The sequence below is a fragment of the Pseudomonas sp. GW821-FHT02C04 genome, from assembly GCF_059421845.1.
In genome coordinates this window covers 292,850-315,206 of sequence record NZ_JBWKVT010000007.1, presented here as the reverse complement: position 1 = coordinate 315,206, position 22,357 = coordinate 292,850, and the positions used below count along the sequence as shown (strand labels likewise).

General features: G+C 61.1%; 20 protein-coding genes. 14 read left to right on the top strand and 6 right to left on the bottom strand.

Going from position 1 to position 22,357, the window contains the following annotated elements; translation table 11 throughout:
* The first annotated feature begins 27 nt into the window (after positions 1 to 27).
* Entirely contained in the window at positions 28 to 300 is a 273-nt protein-coding gene (locus AC07VV_RS24370; protein ID WP_003228231.1) for a TfoX/Sxy family protein, read from the top strand.
* Positions 301 to 315: 15 nt separating this feature from the next.
* Complete coding sequence (locus AC07VV_RS24365) at positions 316 to 1,107, top strand: Crp/Fnr family transcriptional regulator (RefSeq protein WP_495037689.1); 792 nt, start codon at positions 316 to 318, stop codon at positions 1,105 to 1,107.
* Positions 1,108 to 1,334: 227 nt separating this feature from the next.
* Here AC07VV_RS24365 and AC07VV_RS24360 read toward each other — a convergent pair whose 3' ends face one another.
* The 4 genes from AC07VV_RS24360 to AC07VV_RS24345 are packed head-to-tail and all read right to left on the bottom strand — an operon-like array spanning position 1,335 to position 4,878.
* Positions 1,335 to 2,183 (bottom strand): ChaN family lipoprotein, encoded by an 849-nt coding sequence (locus AC07VV_RS24360; protein WP_495037688.1) that lies wholly within the window; start codon positions 2,181 to 2,183, stop codon positions 1,335 to 1,337.
* Positions 2,184 to 2,204: 21 nt separating this feature from the next.
* Complete coding sequence (locus tag AC07VV_RS24355; protein WP_495037687.1) at positions 2,205 to 2,972, bottom strand: heme ABC transporter ATP-binding protein; 768 nt, start codon at positions 2,970 to 2,972, stop codon at positions 2,205 to 2,207.
* Complete coding sequence (locus tag AC07VV_RS24350) at positions 2,972 to 3,955, bottom strand: FecCD family ABC transporter permease (protein ID WP_495037696.1); 984 nt, start codon at positions 3,953 to 3,955, stop codon at positions 2,972 to 2,974. The genes AC07VV_RS24355 and AC07VV_RS24350 overlap by 1 nt, the downstream gene beginning before the upstream one ends.
* 50 nt (positions 3,956 to 4,005) lie before the next feature.
* The gene (locus tag AC07VV_RS24345) at positions 4,006 to 4,878 is read right to left on the bottom strand and encodes a heme/hemin ABC transporter substrate-binding protein (protein WP_495037686.1); all 873 of its coding nucleotides are present in this window, start codon (positions 4,876 to 4,878) and stop codon (positions 4,006 to 4,008) included.
* A 162-nt stretch (positions 4,879 to 5,040) separates the two neighbouring features.
* Between AC07VV_RS24345 and AC07VV_RS24340 the strand changes: the two genes are divergently transcribed.
* Positions 5,041 to 5,358, top strand: coding sequence for a Rieske (2Fe-2S) protein (locus tag AC07VV_RS24340; RefSeq protein ID WP_102621079.1), 318 nt, complete (start codon positions 5,041 to 5,043; stop codon positions 5,356 to 5,358).
* Here the strand turns inward: AC07VV_RS24340 and sfsA are convergent.
* Positions 5,355 to 6,068: a DNA/RNA nuclease SfsA gene (gene sfsA, locus AC07VV_RS24335; RefSeq protein WP_495037685.1), complete on the bottom strand. Its 714-nt coding sequence runs from the start codon at positions 6,066 to 6,068 to the stop codon at positions 5,355 to 5,357. The genes AC07VV_RS24340 and sfsA overlap by 4 nt on opposite strands.
* A complete protein-coding gene (locus tag AC07VV_RS24330; protein ID WP_495037684.1) occupies positions 6,068 to 7,240 on the bottom strand; it encodes a pyridoxal phosphate-dependent aminotransferase in 1,173 nt (390 codons plus the stop codon). The genes sfsA and AC07VV_RS24330 overlap by 1 nt, the downstream gene beginning before the upstream one ends.
* Positions 7,241 to 7,573: 333 nt before the next feature.
* Here AC07VV_RS24330 and dksA point away from each other — a divergent pair, with 333 nt between their 5' ends.
* The 11 genes from dksA (at position 7,574) to acs (ending at position 22,325) form a co-directional block, all read left to right on the top strand.
* On the top strand, positions 7,574 to 8,017 hold the full coding sequence (gene dksA / locus AC07VV_RS24325) for an RNA polymerase-binding protein DksA (RefSeq protein WP_085712147.1): 444 nt from the start codon (positions 7,574 to 7,576) through the stop codon (positions 8,015 to 8,017).
* Between the two features lie 83 nt (positions 8,018 to 8,100).
* Positions 8,101 to 8,997: a tRNA glutamyl-Q(34) synthetase GluQRS gene (gene gluQRS / locus AC07VV_RS24320; protein WP_495037683.1), complete on the top strand. Its 897-nt coding sequence runs from the start codon at positions 8,101 to 8,103 to the stop codon at positions 8,995 to 8,997.
* 77 nt (positions 8,998 to 9,074) lie between these two features.
* Positions 9,075 to 9,251 (top strand): hypothetical protein, encoded by a 177-nt coding sequence (locus tag AC07VV_RS24315; RefSeq protein ID WP_003176118.1) that lies wholly within the window; start codon positions 9,075 to 9,077, stop codon positions 9,249 to 9,251.
* Complete coding sequence (locus AC07VV_RS24310; RefSeq protein ID WP_495037682.1) at positions 9,235 to 12,189, top strand: sensor histidine kinase; 2,955 nt, start codon at positions 9,235 to 9,237, stop codon at positions 12,187 to 12,189. The genes AC07VV_RS24315 and AC07VV_RS24310 overlap by 17 nt, the downstream gene beginning before the upstream one ends.
* 22 nt (positions 12,190 to 12,211) lie before the next feature.
* A complete protein-coding gene (locus AC07VV_RS24305; RefSeq protein ID WP_096820907.1) occupies positions 12,212 to 13,648 on the top strand; it encodes a sigma-54-dependent transcriptional regulator in 1,437 nt (478 codons plus the stop codon).
* A gap of 734 nt (positions 13,649 to 14,382) precedes the next feature.
* Entirely contained in the window at positions 14,383 to 15,783 is a 1,401-nt protein-coding gene (locus AC07VV_RS24300; RefSeq protein WP_495037681.1) for a polynucleotide adenylyltransferase PcnB, read from the top strand.
* Between the two features lie 3 nt (positions 15,784 to 15,786).
* Positions 15,787 to 16,272, top strand: a complete 486-nt coding sequence (folK, locus tag AC07VV_RS24295) for a 2-amino-4-hydroxy-6-hydroxymethyldihydropteridine diphosphokinase (protein ID WP_495037680.1) — start codon at positions 15,787 to 15,789, stop codon at positions 16,270 to 16,272.
* 320 nt (positions 16,273 to 16,592) lie between these two features.
* Positions 16,593 to 17,393, top strand: a complete 801-nt coding sequence (gene panB / locus AC07VV_RS24290) for a 3-methyl-2-oxobutanoate hydroxymethyltransferase (RefSeq protein WP_096820903.1) — start codon at positions 16,593 to 16,595, stop codon at positions 17,391 to 17,393.
* Positions 17,390 to 18,250: a pantoate--beta-alanine ligase gene (gene panC / locus AC07VV_RS24285; RefSeq protein ID WP_096820902.1), complete on the top strand. Its 861-nt coding sequence runs from the start codon at positions 17,390 to 17,392 to the stop codon at positions 18,248 to 18,250. Before panB ends, panC begins: the two co-directional genes overlap by 4 nt.
* 358 nt (positions 18,251 to 18,608) lie before the next feature.
* Positions 18,609 to 20,273, top strand: coding sequence for a glucose-6-phosphate isomerase (gene pgi / locus AC07VV_RS24280; protein ID WP_495037679.1), 1,665 nt, complete (start codon positions 18,609 to 18,611; stop codon positions 20,271 to 20,273).
* A 114-nt stretch (positions 20,274 to 20,387) separates the two neighbouring features.
* Positions 20,388 to 22,325 carry an acetate--CoA ligase gene (acs, locus tag AC07VV_RS24275; protein ID WP_493073032.1) on the top strand — a complete coding sequence of 646 codons (1,938 nt, stop codon included), beginning with the start codon at positions 20,388 to 20,390 and terminating at the stop codon, positions 22,323 to 22,325.
* Positions 22,326 to 22,357: the final 32 nt, after the last annotated feature.

The window sequence follows — 22,357 nt, the reverse complement described above, 5'->3', positions numbered from 1 at the left end:
ACCATTCGGCCGTCGCAAGGAGGCTTGATGAATGATGAACTGCAACACCTGAAGAATCTTGGCAAGACGTCGGCGCAATGGCTGCATGCCGTGGGCATCCACAGCGCCTCGGATCTGCGTCGCCTGGGCGCCGTGGATGCCTATCGGGCCGTGCGCACGCGCGGGTTCCGGGCGTCGAAGGTGTTGTTGTATGCAATCGAAGGCGCCTTGATGGATGTGCACTGGAACGACATCCCCGCTGAACGCAAGGACGCACTGAACAAACAGCTCGAAGCCATTTCCTCTCGCCACAAGAACTGACGGGCACTCACCTTCATGTATCTGCTCGGGGAACAATCGGCGCCGGCCGAAGCAATGATCAACCGTTTGCAGAGTCTGCCCGGTCAATTTCTGCGGGACCTTGAACCGTGCGGGGCCGTGCTGCAACTGGAGGCCACGAATGATCTGATGGCGCAATTGCCGGGTGATCAGTTGTTCTTACTGACAGAGGGCATCATCAACGGCCAGTTCGGTGGCCGGGCGCTTTTCTATTGGCAGGAAGGTGATCTGATCGGTCTGCAACAAAGCCCGGACTGGACGGATTGCGTCCTGCGTTCGGACGGACCGCTGAGCCTCCTGCCCTATCGTCGACGCGATTTGTTTCAGCATGTGTATTCAGAGCCGGCACGTTCGGAGCAATTTCTGCACTATCTGCTCGGACAAATGGCGCTGCTGGCCCATGCGGTTGCCGAACTGAAGCCACGGGAGTTTCGCAGCACCAATGGCTTTAAACGGGTCGAGGCCGGAGAAGTGTTGATCCGCGAGGGCGATCCCGCCGATCACGTGTTCGTAATCATCGAGGGACACGCGCAGGCATTCGTCGACGGGCATAAGGTCGGCGATGTGCCCAAGGACGAGATCTTCGGCGCCATGGCGATATTCACCGGCGAACCTCGCAACGCTACCGTCGTTACCTGCGAGCCGAGCACGGTGATGCTGATTCCAGGCGATCAGTTTTTGAGCATGACCCGCAGCAATCCGAAAATCGCCCACAGCCTGATCGAAAGCATGGCGCGGCGCATCGACCAGCTCAACAAGCAGCTCACGGCACTTGACCGTCCAAGCTGAAGCCCAGTGTTTGCAGGGCTTTTCAGCCATTCCCCAAACAAAACCGAAGAAATGGAAAAACACACGTTGACTTGTTAATGAGAATCGCTATGATTATCACAACTGGTCGCGAGATCAGTCGATATTCTGAAAAGCCCTTGGTTCGGACTCTCAGATTATCTCCTCATCAGGCTAATCACGGTTATTTGACCCGGTTTTTACCGGGTCTTTTTTTGCCTGCGAGAAAGTCATTGGCCGAACTGTTTACGCATTTCGGCGCAGTAATCCGGTTTCGGCGTGGCCGGTGTGAGCCAGACATAATCGGCCATGGCCGCCGTGACCTCGCTGCCCTGCTCCGCCAGAATCAGCACCGTCGGTGCTTCGGGCGCGCCCAGATCCAGCACATGCAGCGGCACACCAACATCCTTGCGCGCATGGAACGCACCAGCGAACAACAATGCCGGCGCAGGCGCCGCCATCAATCGTGAGGCCATCCGCCGATCCCGTTGCTGCTGCACCGCCAGCATCGCCGGCATTTGCGATTGGGGCAGCAAGCCGCAGTGAGAATCGTTGATCTGCCCGGCCAGTTCGTTTTTCACCGACTCGGCGTTGCTGCGAGCTCCCTTCAAAACCGGAGGGTCGCGATACAACGCACGAATTTCAATGTTATCGAGATTGGCCGCCAGCAGTGGATACGGTTGCGTGAAAGCAAACCGCACAATCGGCCCGTAGAGTTTCCAGTCCCAACCGTCCTGCCACGCCAACTCGACCGGAAGATCGACAGGAGGCTTTGCGGAATGGCGTACGTCATCAACCCGCGATTGTTGATCGGGTGTCAGCATTTCAAGCAGGAGACTGCCTTGGGGACGCGCTTCGCCCAGCGTCTGCAACAGCCACAATTGCACGGCATGATGATCGGCGTTGTCATGTTGCTCACCGACGATCACTCGTGCTGGCTTGCCCAGACGCGTCAGCAATTCTTGCGGGGTAATCAGTGTTCCGCTGCGCAAGTCGCGAATCTCGCCACTGACCGGTGGCGGAGCGACATGTTGGCAACCGCCAAGCAACAACACCGCAAACAGCAAAATCCCACGCATGCTTTCACCTCGATGACGAAATCAGCGGGCGATGATCAGCGGATGCCCGCGCTCCGGGTGTGACTGCACCAAAACCTCCAGACCGAATACGGCCTTGAGCGATTCCGGACGCAACACCTGCTGCGGCGTGTCCAGCGCCACCGGGCGCCCGCTTTCAAGCAGCAAGATGCGATCACAATAGCGCGCCGCCAGGTTCAGATCATGCAGGATCACCATCACTGCAGCGCCACGATCGGCAAACTCACGCACGGTTTGCAACGTGGTGTGTTGATGCAAAGGGTCGAGCATCGAAGTCGGCTCGTCCAGCAACAACGTCTGCCCGGCCTGCCCCGGCCACAACTGCGCCAGCACGCGGGCCAGATGCACCCGCTGGCGTTCGCCACCGGAGAGCGCCAGATAACTGCGACCACTCAGGTGACCGGCATCCGCAGCCAGCAACGCGGCGGCAACAATCTCGTCGTCGCGCACTCTGCCGGTCTGGTAAGGCAAACGCCCCATCCCGACCACTTCTTCGACGCGAAAGGCAAAATCCAGCGTCGACACCTGGGGCAACACCGCCAGCCGTTGGGCACGCTGAGTACCACTCCAATGACTCAAGGCTTCGCCGTCGAGGGAAACGCTGCCTTCACTGGGCGTCAGTTCCCCGCACAACGCCCCGAGCAAAGTGCTTTTGCCGGCGCCATTGGGGCCGAGCACACCGAGCACTTCACCCGACTCCAGTTGCAGATCGACGTCAGCCAGCACGGTCTTGCGGCCACGACGGATGTGCAGATTGTGCGCACGCAACATCAGGCACGCCCTCGCAGCAGCAGATAAAGGAAGAACGGCGCGCCGATGAATGCGGTGACGATACCGATCGGCAACTCTGCTGGCGCCAGCGCCAGCCGCGCCACCAGGTCCGCCAGTAACAACAGACTGGCACCGGCCAGCACCGAAGCCGGCAACAACACGCGATGATCCGGCCCGGCGAGCAAACGCACCAGATGCGGTACTACCAGCCCGACGAAGCCGATCATCCCTGCCGCCGCCACTGCCGCCCCGACACCCAACGCCGTGCAGAACACCAGCTCACGCTTGAGCCGCTCGACATCGATCCCCAGATGCCCGGCTTCCGACTCCCCAAGCAACAACGCATTGAGTGCCTTCGCCCGGCGAGGAAGCCATAACGCGACACCGGCGCTGATGATCAGCAGCGGCCACAACCGCGCGTAACTCGCGCCGTTGAGACTGCCAAGGTTCCAGAAAGTCAGGGTTCGCAGAGTCGCGTCGTCCGCCAGATAGGTAAAAAGCCCCACAGCAGAACTGGCGAGCGCAGTCAGGGCGATGCCTGCCAGCAACATGGTCGCGACATTGGTCTGCCCGTTGCGACGGCCGAGCCGGTAGACCAGCGCCGTCACACCAAGGCCACCGAGAAACGCACACACCGACAACAGGTACGGCCCGAACCACTCCGGCAAACCGCCGAAAAACGAACCGCCGACAATCGCCACCGCCGCGCCTAAAGCAGCGCCACTGGAGACGCCAACCAACCCGGGATCGGCCAACGGATTGCGAAACAACCCCTGCATCGCCACACCGGACAACGCCAGCACGCCGCCGACGGCCAACCCGAGCAAGGTCCGCGGCAAACGAATCTGTCCGAGAATCAGTTCAGCCTGTTCCAGCCCGTCCGGCGCCAGCGGCACGCCGACCATGCGCAAGGCCGCCCTCAAGGTATCGAACAGCGGAAGGCTGACCGGCCCCAAGGCCAGCGACAGCCAGATTGCCAGCAAGCACAGCAGGGTCAGGCCGATGAACAACCCACGGGGTTTGACCAGCGTGGTCATTGGCCGCTCTGGGTCGGGTAGAAACCGTCAGACAGGGTTTTCAGCGCTCCCGGCAAACGCGGCCCGAGCCCGCCGACCAGCAGCGTCGGGTCCAGCTCCAGCACACGTCCGGACTTGGCCGCACGGCTTGAATTGAGGATCGGGTTTTCCTTGAACAGCGCCGCTTTCGCCGCCTCGCCGGTCAATGCACGGTCAGCAAACACCAGCACCTCAGGGTCGAGCCCGGCCAGGGATTCCACGGAAAACGGTTTGTAACCGGTGTGGGTGGCCAGGTTGTGCCCGCCCGCCTGTTGCAGCAGCCAATCGGCGGCGGTGTCCTTGCCGGCAATCAATGGTTTGCCGCCGGCATGCCCGAGCAGCAACAACACACCGGGAGCCTTGTGTTTTGACTGCATCTCAACCACCCGCGCCTTCTGTGCGTCGAGTTGCTGTTGATAACTTCGCAGCAGTTGCGTCGCCTGAGTCTCGGCGCCCAGCAACTGGCCCAGATGGGTGACGTTTTTTTCCAGCGTCGGCAGATCCGGCTGAGCGGAGAACAATTCCACCTGCACCTTGGCACCGCGAACCTGCGAGATCACCGGTGGCGGGCCCATTTCTTCGGTGCCGATCAGGATGTCCGGGCGCAGGCTGAGGATGCCTTCGGCCGACAGACTGCGCTGGTAACCAATGCTGGGCAGCGACTTGAGGGATTCGGGATGCTGGCTGGTGGTGTCGACGCCCACCAGTTTCGCCTCGCCGCCCAATGCACTGACCCACTCCGACAGCGCACCGCCGGCACTGACCCAGCGTTGCGGCAATTGGGCCGCTGCAGCCTGGTGGCTGACAAAAAGTCCGACACACAGCACGGCAACGCGGGTACTCAGGCGCATAGACAGCTTCCTTGAAGGATTTTCCCGGGCATCGGGACGGCAGGCCAAGTATCCTCGGCAGCGGTCACCGCGCAGCGGGCGAAGGCGGCCATTTGATAATTGTTTGCATTTAAACGTCAAGCTCGGACATATCCGGACATGAGCTGACACTTGAGGATAGCCATGAAGTTTCTGTGCACGGGCGCCGATCTGGCCGAGGCCGCCAGCCGCGGTTTCGAGATCGACGGCAAAAAACTGTTTGCTGTGCGCAGGGCCGGCCAGGCGTACGTCTACCTCAACCGCTGCCCGCACCGGGGCGTTGGTCTGGAATGGCAACCCGACCAGTTTCTCGACCCGAGCAACAGCCTGATCCAGTGCGCGACACACGGCGCACTGTTTCTGATCGAGGACGGTGAATGCGTGGCGGGCCCCTGCGCCGGGCAATCGCTGACGGTCATCGATTGCCGTGAGGACGCACAAGGGCTGTGGGTCGACGTTTAACCGTCGAGCAATACGTCCAGCCGACGATCGATCAACATTTCCTCATGATTTAACCGCACACCATAAGCCAGCACCTCGACCCCGGACGCCACCGCCTCGCGCAAGGCACCAGCGTAGGCCGAGTCGATTTCCACGGCAGGACGCACCGCCTCGATGCCGGTCAGGTTCACGCAGTACAACTGCACCGCCCGAATCCCGTCGCGCGCCAGATGCGCAAGCTCACGCAAGTGTTTGGCGCCGCGCTCTGTCACCGCATCGGGAAAGGCCGCCACCGCCGTACCGTCGAACCCCAGCGTGACGCTTTTCACTTCCACGTACGCCGGCCCTGTCGGGTATTCGAGGCGGAAGTCGATACGGCTTTTTTCCTGTCCGTAGGCCACTTCGCGTTTCAGCGCAGTAAAACCGTTCAACTCGCTGATGACACCGGCCTGCAACGCTTCTTCGACCAGCGCGTTGGCGCGCCCGGTGTTCACACAGAACAACCGGCCCTGCGGGGTTTCGCCGATTTCCCAGGTACCGGGCAACTTGCGCTTGGGATCATTGGAACGGCTGAACCAGACCTGACCGCCCTCGACCTGACAATTGAGCATCGAGCCGGTGTTCGGGCAGTGAATCGTCAGCAATTCGCCGCCAACGGTTTCGATGTCGGCGAGAAAGCGCTTGTAACGGCGGATCAACCGACCTTCTTCAAGAGGAGGATGAAAGCGCATCAGCCTTGCCAGCTCTTCAAGCCACGGGCGATGCGTTCCACCGCGTCCTGTAGGCGAGGAAGGTTTTGCGTGTAGGCAAAGCGCACGTGATGACTGGCCTGATAGCGACCGAAATCCAGGCCCGGAGTGAACGCCACGTGCTCGGTTTCGAGGAAATGCCGGCAGAACGCGAAGGCATCACCGCCGAACTGGCTGATATCGGCGTACAAGTAGAACGCACCTTCCGGCTCTACGGCGATATTGAAGCCCAACTCCCGCAGTGCGGGCAGCAGGAAATCTCGGCGACGGCCGAATTCAGCTCGGCGCTCCTCGAGGATCGCAATGGTCTCCGGCTCAAAACAGGCCAGCGCCGCATATTGGGCCATGCTCGGTGCGCTGATGTAGAGATTCTGCGCGAGTTTTTCCAGCTCACTGACCGCCGCATCCGGCGCCACCAGCCAGCCGAGACGCCAACCGGTCATGCCGAAGTATTTGGAGAAACTGTTGAGGACAAACGCGCTGTCGTCGACTTCCAGCACGCTGGCAGCATCGGTGCCGTAAGTCAGGCCATGGTAGATCTCGTCCACCACCAGATGCCCGTGTCGCGCCTTGATGGCTGTGGATAACCCCGAAAGCTCATCGCGGGTCAGAATCGTGCCGGTCGGGTTGGCCGGCGAGGCGACCAATGCGCCGACACTGTCGTGATCCCAATGGCGCTCCACCAGATCAGGCGTCAGTTGATAGCGAACGTCCGGCCCGACAGGAACGAGCTGCGCCGCGCCCTCGACCAGTCGCAGAAAGTGCCGGTTGCACGGATAACCGGGATCGGCCAGCAACCAGTGCTTGCCCGGATCCACCAGCAACGCACTGGCCAGCAGCAGCGCCCCGGAGCCGCCCGGCGTGATCAGAATCCGTCGCGGATCAATATTCAGGCCGTAGCGGGTCTGGTAGAAACCGGAAATCGCCTCGCGCAGCTCAGGAATGCCACGGGCGGCGGTGTAACGGGTTTTCCCCGCCGTCAGCGCGGCCTGGCCGGCGCGGATGATCGGTTCGGCGGTCGTGAAGTCCGGTTCGCCGATTTCCAGGTGGATCACGTCGTGGCCGGCGGCCTGCAATTCATTGGCCCGCGCCAGCAACGCCATCACATGGAACGGTTCGATCGCACGACTGCGCGCACTGTAGGGCTGAGCCATTGGCCTTCCTTCAACGAGGGAAAAGAAACGATTCTACCCATCTGCCGGAACGAGCGAGAACCCGTAGCGGTCACAGCCTCAAGAACACTGGACTGTAACGACCCGAGCGTACGCTCCAGGATTGACTAAAATGATTGATTGTCAGGTCTCCAGCACCACCAGACATGGCTTGGCAAACATTTGCAAGCACCACCGGCCGCGGGCTCGACATCCGGGAGTAGCGCGGGCCGAATTGATCTGGTAAGTTCGCCCGCTTGCAGCCGCAGGGCCGGCAGGTGTCGGTGATGGAGCAATCCTGCGCAATGGATTACAAGAGTAGAGGCGGTCCATTTCATGCCCACCCAAGCAAAGCAACAGCAGCAACAGGCGATCAGCGGTTTCGAACCTTACGTTCCGGCCGAAGGCGAAGAGTACATGGGCAAGCCCATGCGCGCGCACTTCACCAAGATCCTGACCAAGTGGAAACTGGACTTGATGCAGGAAGTCGACCGCACTGTTGATCACATGAAAGACGAAGCAGCCAACTTCCCTGATCCGGCCGACCGTGCCAGCCAGGAAGAAGAATTCGCCCTTGAGCTGCGTGCCCGCGACCGCGAGCGCAAGTTGATCAAGAAGATCGACAAGACGCTGCAACTGATCGAAGACGAAGAGTACGGCTGGTGTGATTCCTGCGGCATCGAGATCGGCGTCAAGCGCCTCGAAGCCCGCCCGACCGCCGACATGTGCGTCGACTGCAAGAACCTTGCGGAAATCAAGGAAAAGCAGGTCGGCAAGTAATCCCGACCTGAACGAGAAACGGAGCGTGCGAACGCTCCGTTTTTGTTTCTGCTGTTTTTTGACTCTCTAGTAGCATCGCTCTCATGACTGCCAACACCTCCCCCGCCTACATCGGCCGCTTTGCGCCTACACCCAGTGGACACCTGCACTTCGGTTCGCTGGTGGCTGCACTGGCTTCTTATCTGGATGCCCGTTCGGTGAATGGCCGCTGGCTGGTGCGCATGGAAGATCTCGATCCGCCCCGGGAAGAGCCGGGCGCGCAGACCGCGATTCTCAAGGCGCTGGAAAGCTACGGTTTCGAATGGGACGGCGAAATGGTCCGCCAGAGCGACCGGCATGAAGCCTACGCGCAAGTGCTCGACAGCCTGTTCAATCACGGCCTCGCCTACGCCTGCACCTGCTCGCGCAAACAACTGGAGCCTTATCACGGCATTTATCCAGGACTGTGCCGCAATGCCGGCCATGGTCAGGAAAACGCCGCGATCCGCCTGCGCGTGCCCGAGCTGGAATATCACTTCATCGACCGGGTGCAGGGCGAATACCGTCAGCACCTGGGCCGTGACGTGGGTGATTTCGTGATCCGTCGCCGCGACGGCCTCTACGCCTATCAACTGGCGGTGGTATTGGACGACGCCTGGCAGGGCATCACCGACATCGTGCGCGGCGCCGATCTGCTCGACTCGACGCCGCGCCAGCTCTACCTGCAAGAACTGCTGGGCCTGCGCCAGCCACGTTATCTGCACCTGCCGCTGATTACCCAGCCCGACGGCAACAAGCTCGGCAAGTCCTACCGCTCGCCGCCGCTGGAAGCCGATCAGGCCACCCCACTGCTGCTGCGCGCCTTACGCGCGCTGGGGCAAAATCCCGGCGCCGAACTGGCCCACGCCTCGCCGCAAGAACTGTTGAACTGGGGCAGCGCCCACTGGGATGCCTCGAAAATCCCGCGCACACTGACCCTGCCCGAAGCGCAACTGCTGTGACGACACTTGCAGTGGCGCGCCCATCCGTTACCATCGCCGCACGTTTTCGGGCACGCGCATAAAAAAGAGAGGCCGGGATGTACATCTATCGCTTGGTCCTGCTTCTGGTCGTGGGGATCTACCTGTTTTCTCCCGCCATCATGGATTGGTGGATCGACGCCACGGGCGCCTGGTATCGCCCTTATCTGCTCTGGCTGATCCTGATCGTCGTGACCTTCATCCTTCAGAGCCAAAAAGATGCCGATGAGCTTTAGCCTGACCCAGATGCTGCTGATCAGCGCCGCCTACCTGGCCGCGCTGTTCGGAGTGGCCTGGATCAGTGAACGGGGCATGATCCCGCGGGCGATCATTCGCCATCCGTTGACCTACACCTTGTCGCTGGGGGTCTACGCCAGTGCATGGGCGTTCTACGGCACGGTCGGTCTGGCTTATCAGTATGGCTACGGCTTTCTGTCGAGTTATCTCGGAGTATCCGGCGCGTTTCTGCTGGCACCGGTGCTGCTGTATCCGATCCTGAAGATCACCCGCACCTATCAACTCTCGTCGCTGGCGGACTTGTTCGCCTTCCGTTTCCGCAGCACCTGGGCCGGTGCGCTGACCACGATTTTCATGCTGATCGGTGTATTGCCGTTGCTGGCGTTGCAGATCCAGGCCGTGGCCGACTCCATCGGCATCCTCACCGGCGAACCGGTGCAGAGTCGCGTGGCCCTCGCGTTCTGCGCGCTGATCATCCTGTTCACGATTTTCTTCGGCTCACGCCATATCGCTACCCGCGAAAAGCACGAAGGGCTGGTGTTTGCGATTGCCTTCGAATCGGTAATCAAACTGGCCGCTCTCGGCGGCGTCGGCCTCTACGCGTTGTACGGTGTGTTCGACGGCCCGCAACAGCTTGAACTGTGGCTGCTGCAGAACCAGACCGCCCTCGCCGCCCTGCACACGCCATTGCAGGAAGGCCCGTGGCGCACGTTGCTGCTGGTGTTTTTCGCCTCGGCGATCGTAATGCCGCACATGTATCACATGACCTTCACCGAAAACCTCAACCCGCGTTCGCTGGTGAGTGCGAGCTGGGGCCTGCCGCTGTTCCTGCTGTTGATGAGCCTGGCAGTACCGCTGATTCTCTGGGCCGGCCTGAAACTCGGGGCGACCACCAATCCGGAATACTTCACCCTCGGCATCGGCATCGCCGCCAATAGCAAGTCGCTGGCGCTGCTGGCTTATGTCGGCGGTCTGTCGGCAGCCAGCGGCCTGATCATCGTCACCACGCTGGCGCTGTCGGGCATGGCCCTGAACCATCTGGTGCTACCGCTTTATCAGCCACCGGCCGAAGGCAACATCTACCGCTGGTTGAAATGGACCCGCCGGGCACTGATCGTCGCGATCATCATGGCGGGCTTCTGCTTCTACCTGATGCTCGGCGCCGAGCAGGACCTGGCCAACCTCGGCATCGTCGCGTTCGTGGCGACCCTGCAATTCCTGCCCGGCGTGTTGTCGGTGCTGTACTGGCCGACCGCTAACCGCCGCGGTTTCATCGCCGGTCTGCTGGCGGGGATTCTGGTGTGGGTGGTGACCATGCTGCTGCCGCTGGTCGGCAATCTGCAGGGTTTCTATATTCCGCTGCTGAACATGATCTACGTGCTGGACGACACCAGTTGGCACATGGCGGCCATCGCCTCGCTGGCGGCCAACGTCTTGATGTTCACCTTGATTTCGCTGTTCACCAATGCCAGCCCTGAAGAGGCCAGCGCCGCCGAAGCCTGCGCGGTGGACAACGTGCGTCGCCCGCAACGCCGGGAACTGCATGCGGCCTCACCGCAGGAATTCGCCACTCAACTGGCCAAACCATTGGGCGCCAAAGCGGCACAAAAGGAAGTCGAGCAGGCCCTGCGCGACCTTTACCTGCCGTTCGACGAACGCCGCCCTTACGCCTTGCGCCGGCTGCGTGACCGGATCGAAGCCAACCTCTCCGGCCTGATGGGCCCGAGCGTCGCCCAGGACATGGTGGAAACCTTCCTGCCGTACAAGGCCGGTGGCGAAAACTACGTCACCGAAGACATCCACTTCATTGAGAGTCGCCTTGAGGATTACCACTCGCGCCTCACCGGCCTGGCCGCCGAACTCGATGCCCTGCGCCGCTACCACCGCCAGACCCTGCAGGAATTGCCGATGGGCGTCTGCTCGCTGGCCAAGGATCAGGAGATCCTGATGTGGAACAAGGCCATGGAAGAGCTGACCGGGATTGCCGCGCAACGGGTCGTCGGATCGCGCTTGAGCACCATCGCCAATCCGTGGAAAGAATTGCTGCAAGGCTTCATCAACCTGCCCGACGAACATTTGCACAAGCAGCATCTGGCCCTCGACGGCCAGACCCGCTGGCTGAACCTGCACAAAGCGGCCATCGACGAGCCACTGGCGCCGGGTAACAGCGGCCTCGTGTTGCTGGTGGAAGACCTGACCGAAACCCAGATGCTCGAAGACAAACTGGTGCACTCCGAGCGCCTGGCCAGCATTGGCCGACTCGCGGCCGGCGTGGCCCATGAAATCGGCAACCCGATCACCGGCATCGCTTGTCTTGCGCAAAATTTGCGAGAAGAGCGTGAAGACGACGGCGAACTGACGGAAATCAGCGGCCAGATCCTAGAGCAGACCAAACGCGTGTCGCGCATCGTGCAGTCGCTGATGAGCTTCGCCCATGCCGGCAGCCATCAGCACAGCGACGAGCCCGTCTGTCTGGCGGAAGTGGCTCAGGATGCCATCGGTCTGCTGGCCCTGAACCGACGCAACTTCGAAGTCCAGTTCTACAACCTGTGCGACCCCGATCACTGGGTCGAAGGCGACCCGCAGCGGCTCGCCCAGGTTCTGATCAATCTGCTCTCCAACGCCCGTGACGCCTCGCCTGCCGGCAGTGCGGTACGGGTCAAGAGCGAAGCCGGCGAACACACGGTCGATCTGATCGTCGAGGACGAAGGCAGCGGTATTCCATCGAGCATCATGGACCGATTGTTCGAACCCTTCTTCACCACCAAGGATCCTGGCGAAGGCACCGGTCTGGGCCTTGCACTGGTCTATTCCATCGTTGAAGAGCATTATGGACAAATCACCATCGACAGCCCGGCTGATGTTCAGAGCCAGCGCGGCACCCGTATCCGGGTGACATTGCCGCGTCATGTCGAAGCGACGTCCGCTGTGAACTGAGACCGTCGAGAGTATCGAATCAATGCCGCACATTTTGATCGTCGAAGACGAAACCATTATCCGCTCCGCCTTGCGCCGCCTGCTGGAACGCAACCAGTACCAGGTCAGCGAAGCCGGTTCAGTGCAGGAAGCACAAGAACGCTTCAGTATTCCCACTTTCGATCTGATCGTCAGCGACCTGCGCCTGCCGGGTGCTCCGGGCACCGAGCTGATCAAGCTCGGCCAGGGCACGCCGGTGCTGATCATGACCAGCTACGCCAGCCTGCGCTCGGCGGTCGACTCGATGAAGATGGGCGCGGTGGACTACATCGCCAAGCCTTTCGACCACGACGAGATGCTTCAAGCTGTCGCGCGGATCCTGCGTGATCGCCAGTCGGCGCCGGCTGCCGGCGAAGTTGTTACCGGCAAAACGGCCAACGGTAACGGCAAATCCGCCGTCGACAACAGCAACGGCGAGATCGGCATCATCGGCTCCTGCCCGCCGATGCAGGACCTTTACGGCAAGATCCGTAAAGTCGCCCCGACCGATTCCAATGTATTGATCCAGGGTGAGTCCGGTACCGGTAAAGAGCTGGTGGCCCGCGCCCTGCACAACCTGTCGAAACGCGCCAAGGCACCGATGATCTCGGTGAACTGCGCCGCCATTCCGGAAAGCCTGATCGAGTCCGAACTGTTCGGTCACGAGAAAGGCGCGTTCACCGGTGCCAGCGCCGGTCGTGCCGGCCTGGTGGAAGCGGCGGACGGCGGCACGCTGTTCCTCGACGAGATCGGCGAACTGCCACTGGAAGCACAGGCCCGCCTGCTGCGCGTGTTGCAGGAAGGCGAGATTCGCCGCGTTGGCTCGGTTCAGTCGCAGAAGGTCGATGTCCGACTGATCGCCGCGACCCACCGCGACCTCAAGAGCCTGGCGAAAATCGGCCAGTTCCGTGAGGACTTGTATTACCGCCTCCACGTGATCGCGTTGAAACTGCCGGCCCTGCGCGAGCGTGGCGCCGACGTCAACGAAATCGCCAATGCGTTCCTCGCTCGCCAGAGCGCACGCATCAACCGCACCGACCTGAAATTTGCCGCCGATGCCGAACAGGCCATCCGGCACTATTCCTGGCCGGGCAACGTGCGGGAGCTGGAAAATGCCGTCGAGCGCGCCGTGATTCTGAGCGAAAGCCCGGAAATCTCTGCCGACCTGCTGGGCATCGACATCGAGCTGGGTGACCTGGAGGACGATGAGTTCATCGGTCTGCCGGCGCAACCGGCCGGTAACGCCAGCAACAGCAGCCACGAGCCGACCGAAGATCTGTCGCTGGAAGATTACTTCCAGCATTTCGTGCTCGAGCATCAGGACCACATGACCGAGACCGAACTGGCGCGCAAACTGGGTGTCAGCCGCAAATGCCTGTGGGAACGCCGTCAGCGCCTGGGCATTCCACGGCGCAAGACCGGGGTCGCCAGCGAGAGCTGAACGTTACCTGTCGAGTGTGCGGGTAACGGTTGAGGATGTGAAAAAACTGTTACCTCAGTCTTTTCACGTAACAGAAGCCGGGGTTATCGGTAACGAAACCCCGGCTTTTTTTCGCCCTGCGAAAACGGTTATATCGACCTAACCCCTTGTTTTATTGGGGTTCGCAAAAGTTGGCACGGCACCTGCTATATGTTTGGTACAAGAACAATAACAAGCAATGCACAAGACAATAAAAATAAGACGAATCGACTCACGCACAATAAAAACAAGACGGCGAGAGGCGCAGCTAACTGATTCTTTTGGAGAGGCGTTGTATTTGGGGCTTGCCCCACGACCAGGCCGAGAACAACAAAAACTGTCTTAAGACAGAGCCTGTACTGGTTGGATCGAGAGATCACTGCAATTCAGCGACCAAAGCAATCCGTTTGCTCTTGGCTCCCGATTGGGAGGGTCATGAAGGAAAAGCTTCATGGCGAGGGCACTCAACAAAAACAAGAAGCCCGAATCAATAATAAAAAGAGCACGCAACTACTTCTTGGGGAGCTTCGGCTCCCCTTGTAGTTTCTCCCCCGCAGTAAAATCTCCCTCACTCATGCAATTCGACGCCTTTAGCCTGCGGCTTGCAGCGCAAAATGCCTGCGTCCTACACCATCACTCGACTAAATGCTAGAATCCCGGCCCATCATGCGGTCATTCTTTGGTCTGGCCGAACATTCCTTCAAACAGTGCATCCCATGCTGAAGAAGTTGTTCCAGTCATTCCGAACTCCCGTTCGTCGTACTCAACACATCCGTAGCACGCCTGAAGTCCTCAACAGCGGCCAACATTCGCTGCAAAAAGGCCAATTCAGCCGTTACGCGGTCAACATCGTCGAACGTCTGCAAGGCGCCGGTTACCAGGCTTATCTGGTCGGCGGTTGCGTGCGCGACATGCTGCTGGGCATCACGCCCAAAGACTTTGACGTTGCCACCAGCGCCACTCCCGAGCAGGTTCGCGCCGAATTCCGCAATGCGCGAATCATCGGCCGCCGCTTCAAGCTGGTGCACATCCATTTCGGTCGCGAAATCATCGAGGTCGCGACCTTCCGCGCCAATCACCCGCAAAACGAAGATGACGAAGACAGCAGCCAGTCTTCGCGCAACGAGAGCGGGCGCATTCTGCGCGACAACGTCTACGGCACGCTGGAAGAAGACGCGCAACGCCGCGACTTCACCATCAACGCCCTGTATTACGATCCGGTCAGCGAGCGCATCCTCGATTACGCCAATGGCGTACACGACATCCGCAATCACCTGATCCGCCTGATCGGCGACCCGAAGCAACGCTACCAGGAAGACCCGGTGCGGATGCTGCGGGCCGTGCGTTTCGCCGCCAAGCTCAACTTCGGCATCGAAAAGCACACCGTCCAGCCGATCCGCGAACTGGCACCGATGTTGCGCGAGATTCCTTCGGCCCGGTTGTTCGAAGAAGTGCTCAAGCTGTTCCTCTCCGGTCATGGCGCCATCACCTTCGAAATGCTGGTCGACCTGCAACTGTTCGCGCCGTTGTTCCCGGCCAGTGCCGATGCGCTGGAACACAACCCGGAATACACCCACACGCTGATCAGCGAAGCACTGACCAACACCGACCTGCGGATCAAGCAGAACAAACCGGTGACCCCGGCGTTCCTGTTCGCCGCACTGCTGTGGCCTGCCCTGCCGGCCCGTGTGTTGCGTCTGCAAGAGCGTGGCATGCCGCCGATTCCTGCGATGCAGGAAGGGGCTCACGAACTGATCGCCGAACAGTGCCAGCGCATTGCGATTCCAAAACGTTTCACCATGCCGATCCGCGAGATCTGGGACATGCAGGAACGTCTGCCGCGCCGCAGCGGCAAACGCGCCGACCTGCTGCTGGACAATCCGCGCTTCCGCGCCGGCTACGACTTCCTGCTGCTGCGTGAAAGCGCCGGCGAGCAGACCGATGGCCTGGGTGAATGGTGGACCGATTATCAGGACGCCAACGACAGCGAACGTCGCGACATGATCCGCGACCTGAGCGGCAAGGGTGACGACGCCAGTGGCGCTCCGCGCAAGCGTCGCCGCAGCAGCGGTTCCAAGCGAAAGCGCGCCGGCGCACCGAGCGCCACGGGCGAATAAGGCATGGAACGCATCTACATCGGCATGGGCAGCAACCTGGCTGACCCCGCCGAACAACTGCGCAGCGCGGTCGACGCGCTGGGGCAATTGCCAGACAGCGCGCTGGTCGGCGTCTCGGCCTTTTACCAGAGCGATTCGTTGCTGCCGGGCCAACCGCGTTACACCAACGCGGTCGCGGCGCTCGACAGCACACTCGCCCCACTGGAACTGCTCGATGCCCTGCAAGCCATCGAAAACGGTCAGGGCCGCGAGCGCCTGGAGCGCTGGGGCCCGCGCACGCTGGACCTGGACATTCTGTTGTTCGGTGACCGACTGATCGACGAGCCGCGCCTCAAAGTCCCGCATTACCACATGCAGGAACGCGCGTTCGTTCTCTATCCCCTGGCCGAACTGGCCCCCGAAGATCTGCGCCTGGCTGATGGCCGCACCCTTGCCGATCTTCTGAAAGCCTGCCCGTTCGTCGGCCTCGAACGCCTCTCCCACGCCTGACACAAACCGCTGATGCGGGAGCGAACCTGCTCCCGTATTTTGCGTTCTTGTAGGACAAAAATTCCGCAGATCAGGCCCGCCGGCCCGCTGAATCGCATCAGTAACGCCGGTAACACTCCCGTCGTAACAATGCGGTAACACATGCAATTGACTTCCTGAGGCCTCATCACGACTATAGGCGTCCCGCTGCCGCCAACCCGGCATACAAGGGCGCAATCCAGGCCTTATAAGCACGACAAAAGAGCGTGCGCCTGAGTAGATGACGAATCACGCGCGTTACTCGCAGTAGTTTCCAAAGCGCCTGAACGAGGATTTCTTACATGCCAGCCATCACCCTGACCACGCTCCAGAGCCTCAAGCAGAAAGGTGAAAAGATCACCATGCTGACCTGCTATGACGCGACCTTCGCCCACGCCTGCAATGAGGCCGGTGTCGAAGTGCTGCTGGTGGGCGACTCCCTCGGCATGGTCCTGCAAGGTCACGACAGCACCCTGCCGGTGACCATTGCGGAAATGGCCTACCACACCGCCAGCGTCAAGCGCGGCAACACCGACGCCCTGATCCTGGCCGACCTGCCTTTCATGGCCAACGCCACCCTTGAACAAACCATGACCAACAGCGCCATGCTGATGCAGGCCGGCGCACACATGGTCAAGGTCGAAGGCGCGCTGTGGCTGGCGGAGTCGATCCGCCTGCTGGCCGAACGCGGCGTTCCGGTCTGCGCCCACATGGGCCTGACCCCGCAAGCCGTGAACATTCTCGGCGGCTATAAAGTGCAGGGCCGCAACGAAAACCAGGCGCGCCAGATGCGCGCCGACGCGATCTCCCTGGAGCAGGCCGGCGCGGCCATGCTGCTGCTGGAATGCGTGCCGAGCGAACTGGCTGCCGAAATCACCAGCGCAGTAAAAATCCCGGTGATCGGCATCGGCGCCGGCGCCGACACCGATGGTCAGGTCCTCGTGCTGCACGACATGCTCGGCCTGTCGATCAGCGGCCGCGTACCGAAATTCGTGAAGAACTTCATGCAGGGTCAGGACAGCATCCAGTCCGCATTGAAGGCGTACGTCAGCGAAGTCAAAGCCGCCACTTTCCCTGGGATCGAACACGGATTCTCTGCATGAACACCGTTAAAACCGTACGTGAACTGCGCGCTGCCGTGGCTCGCGCCCGCAGCGAAGGCAAGCGCATCGGCTTCGTGCCGACCATGGGCAACCTGCACAGCGGCCACATCGCACTGATCACCAAGGCCACGCAGCGAGTGGACTTCGTGGTCGCGAGCATTTTCGTCAACCCGCTGCAGTTCGGCGCCGGCGAAGACCTCGACAAATACCCGCGCACCCTGGCGGCGGATCAGGAAAAGCTGCTGGAAGCCGGCTGCTCCCTGCTGTTCGCCCCGACCGTCGAAGAGATGTACCCCGACGGCATGGCCGGCCAGACTCGGGTCAGCGTGCCGCACTTGTCCGAAGGCCTGTGCGGTGCCAGCCGTCCGGGGCACTTCGAAGGCGTGGCGACCGTGGTCAGCAAACTGTTCAACATGGTTCAGCCGGATCTGGCGATCTTTGGTCAGAAGGACTACCAGCAACTGGCGGTGATCCGTGCGCTGGTGCATGACCTGAACATGCCGATCCAGATCATCGGCGAGCCGACCGTGCGTGCCGCCGACGGCCTGGCGCTGTCCTCGCGCAACGGTTTCCTCAACGAGGAACAACGGGCCGTGGCGCCCGTGGTCTATCGCGCCCTGAGCAACATTGCCGAGTCGATCAAGCAGGGCGAGCGCGACTTCCCGGCATTGATCCAGGCACAGCGGCAACAGCTGGAAGCCGCCGGCCTGCGCCCGGACTACCTGGAAATCCGCCACGCCCTGACCCTGCGTCCGGCGACGGCGGAAGATCGTGACCTGGTGATTCTGGTGGCTGCGTTCCTCGGCACCACGCGGTTGATCGACAACCTGCACCTGAATCTCGATACCCCCGCCTGAGCACCGCAATATCAGAATGTGAGAGTGAGCCTGCTCGCTCTCACATTCGTGTCACCTCCTCTTCCAAACCGTATTGCTGACCACCAGACCATCGGGCAAACTGCCCGCCGATCCACTGCGCGCGAAAAGCAGGGACTTGCTCGTATTACCCGCCGTCTGTCGGCGTCTGCTGTTATCGATGTTAAAAAAGTACAGGTAACAGGTCAGAAGAAGCCAAGACAGATCGCAGCGCTAGGTTTACTGTATTCGCCCTGCGCCCGTGTAATCGTGTCGACGCAGTTGCCCCCTCGCCCAAACATGGCGGGGAGGTCTTTTCAGTGTTCAAAAGGCCGTTCAAGTAAAAAGGAAAACCGCAGCGATGGCGTACTACCGCACTCCTCATGACGTTACCGCTCTGCCTGCCTGGCAAGCGTTGAAAGACCACCGCCAAGCCATGCAGGATTTCAGCATGCGCGAAGCCTTCAACGCCGATCCGCAGCGCTTCAATCAGTTCACCCTCAGCAGCTGCGGACTGTTTCTCGATTATTCGAAGAATCTGATCAACGCCGAGACCCGCAACCTGCTGGTGGGTCTGGCCAATGAAGTCGATCTCAAGGGCGCGATCAAGGCGCTGTTCGACGGCGAAATCGTCAACTCCTCCGAAGGCCGCCCGGCGCTGCACACCGCCCTGCGTCGCCCGGTCGGCGACAAGCTGTCGGTCAACGGCGTCAACGTGATGCCTGAAGTACACAAGGTGCTGAACCAGATCACCGATCTCGTGGGCCGTATCCATGATGGTCTGTGGCGCGGTTACACCGAGAAGCCGATCACTGACGTGGTGAACATCGGCATCGGTGGTTCCTTCCTCGGCCCTGAGCTGGTCTCCGAAGCCCTGCTGTCCTACGCTCAGAAAGGCGTGCGTTGCCATTACCTGGCAAACATCGACGGCAGCGAATTCCACGAGCTGACGCAAAAACTGCGCGCCGAGACCACGCTGTTCATCGTTTCGTCGAAATCGTTCAACACCCTCGAAACCCTGAAAAACGCCCAGGCCGCACGCGCCTGGTACCTGGCTCAGGGCGGTTCGGAAGCCGAGCTGTATCGTCACTTCATCGCCGTATCGAGCAACAACGCGGCAGCCGTGGCCTTCGGTATCCGCGAAGAAAACATCTTCCCGATGTGGGACTGGGTCGGCGGCCGTTACTCGCTGTGGTCGGCCATCGGTCTGCCGATTGCCCTGGCCATCGGCATGTCCAACTTCAAGGAACTGCTGTCCGGTGCCTACACCATGGACCAGCATTTCCAGAGCGCGCCGTTCGAACAGAACATGCCGGTGCTGCTGGCCCTGCTCGGCGTGTGGTACGGCAACTTCTGGGGCGCGCAGAGTCACGCGATCCTGCCGTACGACCACTACCTGCGTAACATCACCAAGCACTTGCAACAGCTGGACATGGAATCCAACGGCAAGAGCGTGCGTCAGGACGGCACCGCCGTGTCGACCGATACCGGCCCGGTGATCTGGGGCGGCGTCGGCTGCAACGGTCAGCATGCTTATCACCAGTTGCTGCACCAAGGCACCCAACTGATCCCGGCCGACTTCATCGTGCCGATCGTCAGCTTCAACCCGGTGTCCGACCACCATCAGTGGCTGTACGCCAACTGCCTGTCCCAGAGCCAGGCGCTGATGCTCGGCAAGACCCTGCCGGAAGCCGAAGCCGAACTGCGCGACAAGGGCATGAGCGAAGCCGAAGTACAGAAACTGGCACCGCACAAGGTGATCCCGGGCAACCGTCCGAGCAACACCCTCGTGGTCGAGCGCATCAGCCCGCGTCGTCTCGGCGCACTGGTGGCGATGTACGAACACAAAGTCTTCGTGCAAAGCGTGGTCTGGGGCATCAACGCCTTCGACCAGTGGGGCGTGGAACTGGGCAAGGAACTGGGCAAGGGCGTCTACAACCGCCTGGTCGGCAGCGAAGAAACCGCCGCCGAAGATGCTTCCACCCAGGGCCTGATCAACTACTTCCGCGGCCGTCACCGCGGCTGATCCTGTACTGAACACACCCCCTCGCCATGAGGGGGTGTTTGTTTACGGGTCTTGAACCCTCCCCGATCTCGGCGCATCTTTATCCTTGTCGCATAACAAGAATAAGGAACCGTCATGTTCGATATCAGCACGTTCCCCAAAGCCGATGCCGTCCGCCGGGCTGCCCAGTTGAGTCAGGACGACTACCATCGCCTGTACCGCGAATCCATTGAACACCCCAGCACTTTCTGGGCCGAACAGGCCACGCGCTTCCTCGACTGGAGCACGCCGTGGCAGACCGTCCAGCGCTATGACCTGAAAACCGGCGAGGCTTCCTGGTTTGCCGGGGCGAAACTGAACGTCAGCTACAACTGCATCGACCGTCACCTGGAAAAGCGCGGCGATCAGATCGCCATTCTCTGGGAAGGCGACGACCCTGCCGAATCGACGCAAATCACCTACAACAAACTCCATCACCACGTCTGCCGCCTGGCCAACGTGCTGAAAAGCCGTGGCGTGAAGAAAGGCGATCGGGTGTGCATCTACATGCCGATGATCCCCGAAGCGGCCTACGCCATGCTCGCCTGCACGCGGATCGGTGCGATTCACTCGGTGGTGTTCGGCGGTTTCTCCCCGGACTCGTTGCGCGATCGCATTCTCGATGCCGACTGTCGCACCGTGATCACCGCTGACGAAGGCGTGCGCGGCGGCAAGTTCGTGCCGCTGAAACAGAATGTCGACAAGGCCCTGCAGAGTTGCCCGGACGTCAGCACCGTCGTGGTGGTCGAGCGCACCCAGAACAAGATCGATTGGGTCGAAGGCCGCGACCTCTGGTATCACCAGGCCGTGCGCGACGTCAGCGACGACTGCCCTCCAGAACCGATGGACGCCGAAGATCCGCTGTTCATCCTCTACACCTCCGGCAGCACCGGCAAACCCAAAGGCGTGCTGCACACCACCGGCGGTTACCTGCTGCAAGCGGCGATGACCTTCAAGTACGTCCTCGACTACCGCGACGGCGAAGTGTTCTGGTGTACCGCCGACGTCGGCTGGGTCACCGGCCACAGTTACATCGTCTACGGCCCGCTGGCCAACGGCGCGACCACGCTGATCTTCGAAGGCGTGCCGAGTTACCCGAGCACTTCACGGTTCTGGCAGGTGATCGACAAACACAAGGTCAACATCTTCTACACCGCGCCCACTGCCCTGCGCGCACTGATGCGTGAAGGTGCAGGTCCCTTGCAGGAAACTTCGCGACAGAGCCTCAGATTGCTCGGCAGCGTCGGTGAGCCGATCAACCCGGAAGCGTGGGAATGGTATTTCAACGTCGTAGGCGAACAGCGCTGCCCGATAGTCGATACGTGGTGGCAGACCGAAACCGGCGGCATCATGCTCAGCCCGCTGGTCAGCGCCCAACGGATCAAACCGGGCTGCGCCACCCAACCGATGTTCGGCGTGCAACCGGTGCTGCTCGATGAGCACGGCAAGGAAATCAAAGGCGCTGGCAGCGGCGTACTGGCGATCAAGTCGAGCTGGCCGGCGCAGATCCGCAGCGTCTACGGCGATCCGCAGCGCATGGTCGACACCTACTTCAAGCCCTACCCCGGCTACTATTTCACTGGCGACGGTGCCCGCCGCGACGAGGACGGCGATTACTGGATCACCGGGCGCATCGACGATGTGATCAATGTCTCCGGCCATCGCATCGGTACCGCCGAGGTAGAGAGCGCGCTGGTGCTGCACGACAGCATCGCCGAGGCCGCCGTGGTCGGTTACCCCCACGACGTCAAAGGCCAGGGCATCTATGCCTTCGTCACCCCCATGAACGGCGCCGAACCCAACGACGAATTGAAGAAGGAACTGCTGGCCCACGTCAGCAAGGAGATCGGCAGTTTCGCCAAACCGGACCTGATCCAGTGGGCCCCGGCCCTGCCGAAAACCCGTTCGGGCAAGATCATGCGGCGGATCCTGCGCAAGATCGCCTGCAACGAACTCGACAGCCTCGGCGACACCTCGACCCTGGCCGACCCGAGCGTGGTGCAGGGGCTGATCGACAAGCGCCTTAACCAGTAGAATCACGGGCGCGGCCAACCGGCCGCGCCGCC

Bases quoted from the DNA above. Each gene is read 5' to 3' on its own strand.
- panC (WP_096820902.1), top strand. From the start codon at position 17,390: ATGAACACCGTTAAAACCGTACGTGAACTGCGCGCTGCCGTGGCTCGC.
- AC07VV_RS24300 (WP_495037681.1), top strand. From the start codon at position 14,383: ATGCTGAAGAAGTTGTTCCAGTCATTCCGAACTCCCGTTCGTCGTACT.
- AC07VV_RS24355 (WP_495037687.1), bottom strand. From the start codon at position 2,972: ATGTTGCGTGCGCACAATCTGCACATCCGTCGTGGCCGCAAGACCGTG.
- panB (WP_096820903.1), top strand. From the start codon at position 16,593: ATGCCAGCCATCACCCTGACCACGCTCCAGAGCCTCAAGCAGAAAGGT.
- AC07VV_RS24315 (WP_003176118.1), top strand. From the start codon at position 9,075: ATGTACATCTATCGCTTGGTCCTGCTTCTGGTCGTGGGGATCTACCTG.
- acs (WP_493073032.1), top strand. From the start codon at position 20,388: ATGTTCGATATCAGCACGTTCCCCAAAGCCGATGCCGTCCGCCGGGCT.
- AC07VV_RS24330 (WP_495037684.1), bottom strand. From the start codon at position 7,240: ATGGCTCAGCCCTACAGTGCGCGCAGTCGTGCGATCGAACCGTTCCAT.
- AC07VV_RS24360 (WP_495037688.1), bottom strand. From the start codon at position 2,183: ATGCGTGGGATTTTGCTGTTTGCGGTGTTGTTGCTTGGCGGTTGCCAA.
- folK (WP_495037680.1), top strand. From the start codon at position 15,787: ATGGAACGCATCTACATCGGCATGGGCAGCAACCTGGCTGACCCCGCC.
- AC07VV_RS24340 (WP_102621079.1), top strand. From the start codon at position 5,041: ATGAAGTTTCTGTGCACGGGCGCCGATCTGGCCGAGGCCGCCAGCCGC.
- AC07VV_RS24310 (WP_495037682.1), top strand. From the start codon at position 9,235: ATGCCGATGAGCTTTAGCCTGACCCAGATGCTGCTGATCAGCGCCGCC.
- gluQRS (WP_495037683.1), top strand. From the start codon at position 8,101: ATGACTGCCAACACCTCCCCCGCCTACATCGGCCGCTTTGCGCCTACA.
- sfsA (WP_495037685.1), bottom strand. From the start codon at position 6,068: ATGCGCTTTCATCCTCCTCTTGAAGAAGGTCGGTTGATCCGCCGTTAC.
- AC07VV_RS24305 (WP_096820907.1), top strand. From the start codon at position 12,212: ATGCCGCACATTTTGATCGTCGAAGACGAAACCATTATCCGCTCCGCC.
- dksA (WP_085712147.1), top strand. From the start codon at position 7,574: ATGCCCACCCAAGCAAAGCAACAGCAGCAACAGGCGATCAGCGGTTTC.
- AC07VV_RS24365 (WP_495037689.1), top strand. From the start codon at position 316: ATGTATCTGCTCGGGGAACAATCGGCGCCGGCCGAAGCAATGATCAAC.
- AC07VV_RS24345 (WP_495037686.1), bottom strand. From the start codon at position 4,878: ATGCGCCTGAGTACCCGCGTTGCCGTGCTGTGTGTCGGACTTTTTGTC.
- AC07VV_RS24370 (WP_003228231.1), top strand. From the start codon at position 28: ATGAATGATGAACTGCAACACCTGAAGAATCTTGGCAAGACGTCGGCG.
- pgi (WP_495037679.1), top strand. From the start codon at position 18,609: ATGGCGTACTACCGCACTCCTCATGACGTTACCGCTCTGCCTGCCTGG.